Raw genomic sequence first — 9,769 nt, forward strand, 5'->3', positions numbered from 1 at the left:
ACGGCGTGGTTGGTAAAAATTTTCCACAGCTAAAATCATTGCCACTCCGCACAAATAATCAAAAGTGTCGTAGGCAAGCCTATAGCTTGTATGTCAAATTTCAAGCTTGTTTTCACATATGTTTCGGCACTATGCAAGCGCATTGAGAATGACCAACCTTTATCCAAATACAATTCTAAAGTTGTTTGGCTATTTGGTTTGAAATCCAAGCCAATGATTCTTGTGGGGAAGTCTAAAGGAGGTACAATAATTTTCGGCTTGCTCTGTTGGCTAGGCTGATTTAAGGTTTTGTGTAAATTGTAGGCTTGAATTTGTGTTATCTTTTTACCATCTAGGCTAATAGATTTGTAAAAATCAAACTTACCTATAAAATACTCTGTGATATTCTTGGCAATGTTTTTATCATTCTTGTGCATCAAGATTTCAGCCATCACTGCCTCAAGCAAAGGCACATAAATTTCTATGAATTTGTTGGGGACATCTCTCCACTTTGTCTTTGCAATCTCATATGATTCAAGTTTTTGAAAAATAGGTAAGACGGTATCCCAATAGGTTTTTGAGCAAGGCAAATTAAACCACTTTTGCCCAAAATCTATACTGGGCGAAATCCTACTGTGTTTAAGTGCCATATGATTGCGCTTGATAGAGATGCCAAGCTCCCACAAAATGTCTTCTCTAACAATGAGTAAATCACGCACATCGCCATTTTCACCCTTGGAGTCCTTTTGTAGGCTTAGGCTTAAGAGACTTTTGGTCTCCTCTACAATTCTAGGTTCTGCCTCAAATATTTTTAATGCTCCTGCTCTAGCACTCTGTTTAAAAGAGGCTTGTGTTTCTTTGTCGAATCCATCAAATGCTTTTTTAGCAGCACTAAGACTAGAGTTTTTAACAATCTCAACGGGTTTTATTTGTGAGATTTCTTGCTCTAAAACCACGATATACGCATACTCTAAAGCACGGCCATAGTTGTTGCTGTTTGCACTCATATAGCCACTCTAATAGAAGTATCCAAGGTCTTTTTAATCGCCCTTGCAATTTTATAAGCCAAGATGACAGGTACTGCATTACCCACCATTTTATAACCATCTTCCAAGCGTTGGTAATAGAATTTAAAATCATCGGGAAAACCTTGCAGTCTAGCACACTCGCGCACACTGAGGCGGCGATAAAGATGTTCGCTTTCTTTGGCGAATGCATGGCGGTTTTGTCCTATCTTTGGCATCTTTGGAGCTTGTGGGTGGAGTTGGCATTGCCGTCCGCTTGCCTGAATTGTAAAAGCAGGCTCATCCCACGAACGCACACGGTTACGACTCATAAAAATCGTGGAGTATGATCCCACAAAATATTCATGGTTGGGGATTTTAAGGACATCACCATTTGTTTTGTTTTTCTCTAGGGCAGGGACTGCGCTGTCCTTGAGGTCCCAAATCACATCTCTTAGAGTGGGGCTATGTTCTAGGGGTCTTGGCGGTTGGAAATCTGCCCTCAAATCTTTGAGAAACCCGACATAAAACACCCGTTTTCTATCCTGTGCCAAACCATAATCCCTAGCGTTTAACATAAAAAAATGCAAATCATAGCCGGCATCTTGAAAGGCATTTTTGATACCATCAACGGCATTTTTATGGCGTTTAGCCAACATCCCACTCACATTCTCTGCCAAAAAAAACAAAGGTTTTTTATCTTTCAAAACTCTAATGTATTCGTAAAATAATTGTCCCCGTGGATCGTTGATGCCCCGCAGTGTCCCCGCCTCACTCCAAGATTGACAAGGCGGACCGCCGATGATTCCATCACATGGTGCAAACGCCTTTGAACCGAGCTTGCAAATGTCCCCTCTGATCAACTTGGCTCTGTGGTTGTTTTCATAAGTTTGCCAAATGGAGCTGTCAATTTCATTGGCCTCAACCACCTTGAACCCCGCTCTCTCAAACCCTAAATCCAGCCCCCCCGCTCCACAGAAAAGAGAAATCAAATTCACCTAACTACCTCACAACCACACTAAAGTCAAAATCCACGATATATCCTTAAACTTTTAAACGACAGGCATTATACCTTAGTGCTACAAATGATTTGCGCCAAAAGTTGCAAAAACGCTTAAGGTTAAGCCCACGCAACAGATTCGGTATTGCTCTAACAAGTAGGCTTTTTTCATGGCAACTTTGATTTTTTGCAACTCTTCGTTTCGTAGTGTTTGCCTATGTCATCGATCGGTAACATCGGTAACTTTGGTAGCAAAAAATTGAGCTTATATTTTCCACATCCTTTTTCATTTATAATCATTTACTTTTGAATAATACGGTATTGTAATAGTTGGTAGATTCGGTGTAGATTTCCACTCATCCCTCGGCACTCATCCGGGGGTATCGTTTCTATCCTTTTGTCTTTCTTTTTTGTATATCTCTGTTTTTATACTTGGACAAATCGCATCTAGTATGTCCCTCAAAAATGCCTCTATCTAGCTAGGATTTATACCTATGTTTACACCTCTCTTATTTTTGCTTTTTTGCCCTTTCGAGATTCTCAGTAATCCACGGAAAATGTCCCTTCTCTTTCCAGGTCTCATCCTTAAAATATGTTCCCAGTGGCAACACCGATTGCACATTCTTCTCAACAAACTTAAAACTATTTCCACTTTATAAGCATTAAAGTCTTCAAATTCCCCCTTTTTTTATTTTTTCTCTATCTTTATCCTTAATTGGATTAATGATCCAATCTTTATTTTTTTATCTCGCTATACAAAATATTTCTTAAACAAATCTCAATAGTCGCCAATTAAGGAACAACTTGTACAATGAGTTGTAAATTCCTAAAATGCTCATCAACACTACTTTTGTAATATTTTAGTCGCTCTTCAGATAAAAGACACCGAATAACTTCCTCTTCTATGAGACACCTCCTTTTTGAGATAGATTATACAATGGATTTTTTACAAAAAAAACACTTTTCATAATCCCAAATCTTGTAACATTGTACCGAAAATGAAAATTAGATTTAGTAACTTGATTATGAACAACACGCATATGCCATGTGATAAAGTAATTTTTTTACAGACCTGAGTTGTCGCAGCTTTTATACTACTTTGCTTAATATTCGTGGTAGCCTTGCAACACATCAGCGATTTGGAGTTTATTTGACATGATTTGGAGATGTGGCAGTGGCAAATGTCAGAGATGATGATTTCTGAATATCTCTTGTAGACTTAAAAACTAATATACCTACTACTCTCTTTTACCTTCTTAGCATTTCTGCCTTTGTGTGTTTGGTTCTCCTTGTCAAGTTAACCATTTCATTAGGTTGATCTTGAATGGCAAGAGCCTCTTCAAAACAAAATCTAAAAACACCTGCTTTCTTCATTTCTTCCTTGATAGCATCTAAATGGTACACTTTAGTAACAACTTCAAGTGCACCGACTATACATCCTAAAACAAATGGTAGCATTTTTATTCAACTATTTTTTGTAATCCTTCTGCCAATCTATTCTATGGAGTGGGCATCGATGCACTTTATAACTTCTATAAAAATAATAACCGAACTTACGGTGTATTTACTGGTGTGATGGTAGGAGGAAGTTCATGGCTGATGGAGAATTCTAGGTTAGTGGATCTTGACTATTATACAAACAATAACAATGCCTACATAAACCTAAATGAAGCGTATTCAAATCAGGCAAGCATTGATAGCACTCAACTAGAGAAACGCCTAGACAAGGAAAGGGTTAAAACTCAAAAGCGGAGAGAAAGCGTTTGCGAGAACTCAAGGTACAGAAAAAAAGACAACTCAAAGAGAAAAAACAAAGAGAACGACGATACAGAAACCAAGACAAATTACAAAAATCCAAGTCTTTAGCATGGAGGGTTTTAGAGCAAGAAACTTCAAATAAGTCCTTATTCGGGGATTTTATGGTGGGGGGATGAGGATGTGTATTTGGCGTTTAGCAAGAGAGATCATGGGGTGTCTGAGCTTTAATTCCTTCAAGAAGACACAGAAGAAAACCCCTGCTAAACTCAAAGACCATTCTCAGGCAAAACGGAAAGCCCAACCTCGTCAGACGACCAAAACAAACTCTAGTTTTCAATACAACCAGATAAGACCATCTATAGGAGATAGAGGGAGTTAATCTAACTTCACACACAACAAAACCATATTGTCCAGGGGTTCAAGGGGGCATCCCCCTTGCCAGCAAACGGAGCGTAGCGGAGTGGTAACACGATGGCTACTTTGTAGCCACAAGTGTTACGCTAACTGGAAAACTGCATTTTAGCCCGAGATAGGGCAAAAAATAACTCATTTTCACGCTTGTGTGGCTCTCTAGGTGCAATGAAAACTCTCTATTGAGATGGAGGAATACCATCCAAATCTTCTAAAATATCTAGGGCTGTCTGCAAAGGCGGTTCTTTAGAGATGTCGTCCTTTGGAAATTGATCTAGATACCTCTCTTTCAGACACTCTGGGAACATCTCTGTATCCTCCATCTTCCCACCCAAGTCTTTTGCTTGCCTTCCACATCCTTTCCATCGCTTCGTATTTCTGACACGCTGTTAACTTCTTGGGACTGATTGGTTTTTGTAGCTGTATGTTGCCCTGTGGATTGAAGGATTTGTTTATCTGTACCTGCAAATCCTTGTTCTGTTTTTTTATCAGAAAAACCATTGTTGCTGTTTTCATAGTGAGAAAAATTGCTAGAGCAACTGCGTTGATCCGCCATAATTTGAGTTTCTGAGCTAATTCCTTGTTTCTGCTCTCCTGCTCTAGTATCAAATTGCGCACACTTTGAATTTGCACTAAAACCCTGTTCTCTAGGTTTTGTTCCCAGCTCTGCTGTTGGGCTTCCTGTTGTTTTTGCCACTTCTGCAAATTTTGCTACATAGAATTGGTGTTTGTATTCAATGTGCTTTTTAAGTCGTTGTGCAAGTGTGGCAAGATGCTCTTGAGAGTGTTCTCTATGGTCTTTGTTGCCTGATCTGTTAGGCTCTGTGCTAGTTGCTCCTGCTCTCTCTTGTGGGCTTGCGCTGTATTCTTTAAGGAGTTTTCCAAGGCTTTGTGTGTTTGTGAAACGCTCATCGTAAAACACTCCTTTTAATCTAAAGGCTCTAGGAGCTCCAGGGGGCTTAATGCCCAGATAGCCCTTGCCTGCTTGTTTGCCATTACGCATGATCTCATAGCCATTGGCAATGAGTTGTTCTACGATCTGGGCTTTAGAGCTTAGAGTGCCACTGCCTACTGCCTCTACAATGACTTGCTGCAACTCCTCTGCACTTTTGTAAAGCATTTTGCCTTGGGGAGTTTTGGTGTTGATGCCTACAATGTCGCGCTGTTTTTCAAAGGCTTTTGGATCACTCAAGTGATATTTGGCATTGATATAGTCTTTCCATGCATCTACTCTGAGTAAGTCTACTTTTGCAAAGAAAGGCACAAGACGCTCTAGACTGATCAAATCAACACAAGGGATCACAAAATTAAGCTCTAATCTGTCTTTATCGGTGTGTTCTACCCACAGGATGTCGTATCTATCCGCCATCACCTCTGTCATCAGCATTTGCTCAAAGCTTTGCATGATCTCTTGTTTGAGAGATTCATCGATATTTCTTTCTTCAAAGGACAAACAACCAGCACAGAGCTTACACTCTCTAGGAATAGCCCTGATTAAAGCCTTAGTGTCTTTAGGATTGCCTTTTAAAAGTTTGGCAGTGCCCTGTTGCACTCTTTGGTTGAGCAAATAGTCAATGCAAGCCGTGCCATCGCTCTTGCTGCCTTTGTGTTTTCTAAAGAATTTCACCAACATAAGCACTTCCCATTTGCCCTATTTGAGCTTGGATACTTTTTAGTGTGTCTAGAGCTTGTGCATCTAGGGGCAGATTTCTGTTGAGTTTTTTAGCTATCTGATTGAGATTATTGCCTAGAGAACTCAATGTGTTTCTTAGTGCCACACGACTGGCAATGGCTATGAGATCGGTGTGGTGTCCTATCTTTTGATTTAGGGTACAGGAGCGCACATATTTAGAGATGTCTAATCCACTCTCCTGTGCCTTGTTTTTGACTTGCTCTAACTCACTGGGAGTAAAACGCACTCTAAGCGTTATGGTCTTATTTTCTCTAGACATTTGTAGCCACTTTTGTTATGTTTTGTTTGGGCGAAAAATTGAATGAACATAGAAGTATTATAGCCTAAAATAGGCACTTTGTGAATTTTTGTAAGCACAAAGGTTATATCTTTTTTCAATGAAAAATCAAACAAAAATAATAGCATTGTCGCCTAAAATAGGCACTTTATAAGATTTTGTGGATACAAAGGTTATATTTTCTTATCTTCACCTACACAATTTCTCAAAACACTCAATGAATTGGCAAAGCAAAATAGCGTTCTTTGTCCGCTTGACTAGGGTAATCTAAGCATTGATCTGCCACTTTGATAAAATTGCTTTCAAAGCGCACATAGCCCACACTATAGTGATTTTTTAGGGCTCGTTCTACTTGCTCTACCCCATGAAAAAATCCCCCATAAAACACCTGACTTTTTATACCCTTTAAAAATGTACTTTCTCATAATTAAGATAAAATGAAACTACTAAATACCGCTATCATGGGGCTTTGCACAGGTGTTTTGCAAAAAAGTTCAGAAATTGTTTCCAAACATGTCAAGTGAAGTATAAATCCCGATTAAGGTTTCGGAGTTTTTAGACTACTAGACACCCATTTTCAAACAGCCACTACCCATCTACAAAACGAGATTTTCCCTGTTCCATTCACCTTACCCACTCTAGTTTGCCTGTCTTATCTAAAACTTTCACGATAGACTCTACCCCAAACTCCACAAACTTCTAAGAACATCTCTTAAAACCTCTCCGCTCTTTTACACTTTCTACATCACAGAATCAGCGAAATCAGAATGTCTCACGACTTACTTAAAAATCACAAATATCTTCCGAAATAATAATGGTTGACCTTCAGATATACTGACGGCAACAGTTGAGATAATTTTGAAAGATTGGATGGATGGATATTATACGTTTGTTAGTGTTAGCATTAGCGTTTTTATGCACACTTCTTTCAGCAAATTCTATTCAGCAAGATTTACAGAATAAGCCAAATATTATCCAAAAACAACTACAAAATAACGACAACATCTGGCTCAAAGAACTTGGTCAACACGAATTCCAAATACATCAAAAAGACACAAGTCAGATCATAGTCTTGAATCACACTTCACAAACACCTCAACAACAAGAAAAAGTTTTAAAATCCGACAGAGACAATCCATTTGAAAATCTTGTGCAAAGGCCTCCTATATCAGAGCTCGCTTGTTTTTTACTTCTTTTAAAGAACACAAAAGCCCACGAAGAGGAATTAAAAAAAGCCTGTCAAAACACCCTACTTCAATTCAATAGCCGGATACAGAAGTTTTTTCCTTGGATATTTATTATTACGATATTCCTTTATATAGGCGTGCTTCTTCCTCTAATGGTCACATTACCCATTCACTTATTTGTAGCATGTATTGCAAAAGAGTACGGGTGGAATCATCCGTATAAAATTCGTAAGGGGTTTGATATTTTTTTAAATATGCTATTCATCTCAATTTTAATAATACTTATTTTACTCTTCTACAATTCTGTATCTGCCTTACATAGATGGCTGGCTTCCATCGGTATTGGTCTCGTTTGGATCAAAGTTCTCGTTCAGCTCTCATCATGGCTAACTATGCGATTTTTTTTAGGATTTGACAGGACGATAGATATAGGCGATCGCCTACAAATCTTTAACAAAGATGGGAGCACAAGCACAGGCTATATAGTCGATATCCGCACATTTTATTTCGTGCTATATGAAGATATCACACTGGATACTTATCTTAAAAACGAAGGTAGAGCCGGTCGTTTTTTTACTGTGCCCACATATCGCATTTTCACAAGTTCAATTGCGATATATGATCGCCGCAGAGGTAAAATTATTTGGGATAGCCTAGACTTTGTGCTCACCATAGAGTCGAATTACAAAAAGGCCATAAAAATTACTAGGAGAATTGCTAGGTTGTACTCGATACCCTATAGAGAAACTGCAGAACAACAATATCAAGAATCTCGCACCTATGCCATGCAACACATGGATCCAACCCCAAAAATATTTGTTAAATCAGAAAAAGAAGGAGTACATCTTTGTATATCCTATATCACTGATATCACTGATCCCGACGAGACTCTAGAATTACGGTCTAAAATCTTTATCGCTATCGTAAAACTGTTTTCAAAAACTTCAGATATTTCTATTGTTAAAACCTCAGAGAAAGAATCATAACGGATTGACTACTCCATCTCTAAGAAATTGCCTCATTAGCAACCATGCAACTCACAAATTAACACAAAAAATCCAAAATAAACCAAATAGTTTCAAAATTCTATTAACTACTCTTAATTACACTCCAACTAAAACAACAAACCCATTTTTTCGTTCTCGCTACCCCTAACCTTTTGCTAAAACACTTTGAGAGAAAAAATATATCATTTAGGGAGAGTGATTTACAGGTTACGCAAGACTAGACAGATTTTAGCAAAACATAAAGGTTTAAGATGGGAAATAGCCTCAGGTTTTTAGATGCCTAACAAAATGGTTTCTCAAACCCCGCAGAGCAAACTAATTAAAGTGTTAAAAATCTAAAATAATGGACTTAAAGAACGTTTTGATGTGCCTGAGCTTTTTAGCTGGATACGCACTACAGAGGTGGAGGGATACATCGTAGATATTAGAGTAGCTTGCGATGGTCTGGAGAAGGAAGAGGTTGAACGCAGTATCCGTGAAGTGGTTAAAGGACTTAAACCCAAAGCTTCCAAGAACACAAAAAAAAGAGCCCAAGAGGCTATCAAGTATCTTAATAAGGGAGGTGTGGGCTCTGCAGAACAACTTAGAAAAATCCCTGAGATATTCCTAATGCAGGTGATGGAACAATTGAAGGGTTTGAGATTAGTCGCATATACAGGGATATTCCAACCTAAAGACACTTTTGAACCCTTTGATGTGCCTGAGAGCGTAGAGAGTGCACGGTTTGACGATTCTGTATTTAAAAATGTGCCTACTCTTAAGCGCGATGAAGACAACAAAATGAGCCTAGATGAGTACCTCGATGTTTACGTGCCTGTAGAGCAGTGTATGGCTGATCACACAGAGCAGAAACATACGAATGACTAGGCTGCGCTAGAACCCTTGTGTGCTAAACATATCCGCCCGCACTTCTTGTTGGAACTCAAACAACTATGCCCCAAATTAAGGGTATTGGCAAGAAGGCTAAGTGAAGAGAAGGATTTTTTTGTTAAGGGGATGAGAAGGTGTTCGGAGTTTTACAGGGATATGCCCCATGACGGGTTTGTATTGCAAGTAGTCGCTTATGCCAAGGTGAGCGAACACTATTGCTCGTAGCTCAAGAAATATCGGGAGTTATCAGAAATAGGTCCTACACCTTTGGAGTCTTGGCTCTTCCAAAAAGCTTGTCAAGCTTACACCTTTACAGAACTCACAAGAAACTTGCAAGAGAGTATGGGTTTCACCTTCTCCCTCTTTAGATACGGGCGTTTGAAAGATGAATGCTTAAAAGAGGATGACGCTCTTTTAACTTTAGAGAGAGTGGAACAAAGATATCAATAATTAAAAGCGCGATACAACGCTCTAACAGAGCTCTAACAGACACAGAACGTGAACCCTAAGTTTTCTTCCCAACCAGCCAGTTTTTCACTTTCGGTTTGCCACATCTTTTCCATTGCTCTGTATTTTTGGCATG

General features: G+C 38.9%; 7 protein-coding genes. 3 read left to right on the plus strand and 4 right to left on the minus strand.

Annotated features, from left to right (window positions below; translation table 11 throughout):
- Positions 1 to 35 precede the first annotated feature (35 nt).
- The gene (locus C5684_RS08875; RefSeq protein WP_104640084.1) at positions 36 to 986 is read right to left on the minus strand and encodes a HaeIII family restriction endonuclease; all 951 of its coding nucleotides are present in this window, start codon (positions 984 to 986) and stop codon (positions 36 to 38) included.
- Positions 983 to 1,981 (minus strand): DNA cytosine methyltransferase, encoded by a 999-nt coding sequence (locus C5684_RS08880; protein ID WP_013889580.1) that lies wholly within the window; start codon positions 1,979 to 1,981, stop codon positions 983 to 985. Before C5684_RS08880 ends, C5684_RS08875 begins: the two co-directional genes overlap by 4 nt.
- Before the next feature lie 1,508 nt (positions 1,982 to 3,489).
- On the opposite strand from C5684_RS08880, the gene C5684_RS09825 reads away from it, so the two are divergent.
- Entirely contained in the window at positions 3,490 to 3,849 is a 360-nt protein-coding gene (locus C5684_RS09825; protein ID WP_407645786.1) for an outer membrane beta-barrel protein, read from the plus strand.
- Between the two features lie 592 nt (positions 3,850 to 4,441).
- Here C5684_RS09825 and C5684_RS08900 read toward each other — a convergent pair.
- Positions 4,442 to 5,785 (minus strand): relaxase family protein, encoded by a 1,344-nt coding sequence (locus C5684_RS08900; RefSeq protein ID WP_013889582.1) that lies wholly within the window; start codon positions 5,783 to 5,785, stop codon positions 4,442 to 4,444.
- On the minus strand, positions 5,766 to 6,104 hold the full coding sequence (locus C5684_RS08905) for a plasmid mobilization protein (protein ID WP_104640086.1): 339 nt from the start codon (positions 6,102 to 6,104) through the stop codon (positions 5,766 to 5,768). The genes C5684_RS08900 and C5684_RS08905 overlap by 20 nt, the downstream gene beginning before the upstream one ends.
- An 892-nt stretch (positions 6,105 to 6,996) precedes the next feature.
- Between C5684_RS08905 and C5684_RS08910 the strand changes: the two genes are divergently transcribed.
- Both C5684_RS08910 and C5684_RS08915 read left to right on the plus strand, forming a co-directional pair.
- Positions 6,997 to 8,295, plus strand: coding sequence for a mechanosensitive ion channel family protein (locus C5684_RS08910; protein WP_013889583.1), 1,299 nt, complete (start codon positions 6,997 to 6,999; stop codon positions 8,293 to 8,295).
- 387 nt (positions 8,296 to 8,682) lie between these two features.
- A complete protein-coding gene (locus C5684_RS08915) occupies positions 8,683 to 9,183 on the plus strand; it encodes a hypothetical protein (protein ID WP_041602765.1) in 501 nt (166 codons plus the stop codon).
- Positions 9,184 to 9,769 lie beyond the last annotated feature (586 nt).

Origin of the sequence: Helicobacter bizzozeronii, assembly GCF_900196775.1 — a bacterium.
In the GTDB taxonomy this organism is placed as follows: domain Bacteria; phylum Campylobacterota; class Campylobacteria; order Campylobacterales; family Helicobacteraceae; genus Helicobacter; species Helicobacter bizzozeronii.

Bases quoted from the DNA above. Each gene is read 5' to 3' on its own strand.
- C5684_RS08900 (WP_013889582.1), bottom strand. From the start codon at position 5,785: ATGTTGGTGAAATTCTTTAGAAAACACAAAGGCAGCAAGAGCGATGGC.
- C5684_RS08875 (WP_104640084.1), bottom strand. From the start codon at position 986: ATGAGTGCAAACAGCAACAACTATGGCCGTGCTTTAGAGTATGCGTAT.
- C5684_RS08905 (WP_104640086.1), bottom strand. From the start codon at position 6,104: ATGTCTAGAGAAAATAAGACCATAACGCTTAGAGTGCGTTTTACTCCC.
- C5684_RS08910 (WP_013889583.1), top strand. From the start codon at position 6,997: ATGGATATTATACGTTTGTTAGTGTTAGCATTAGCGTTTTTATGCACA.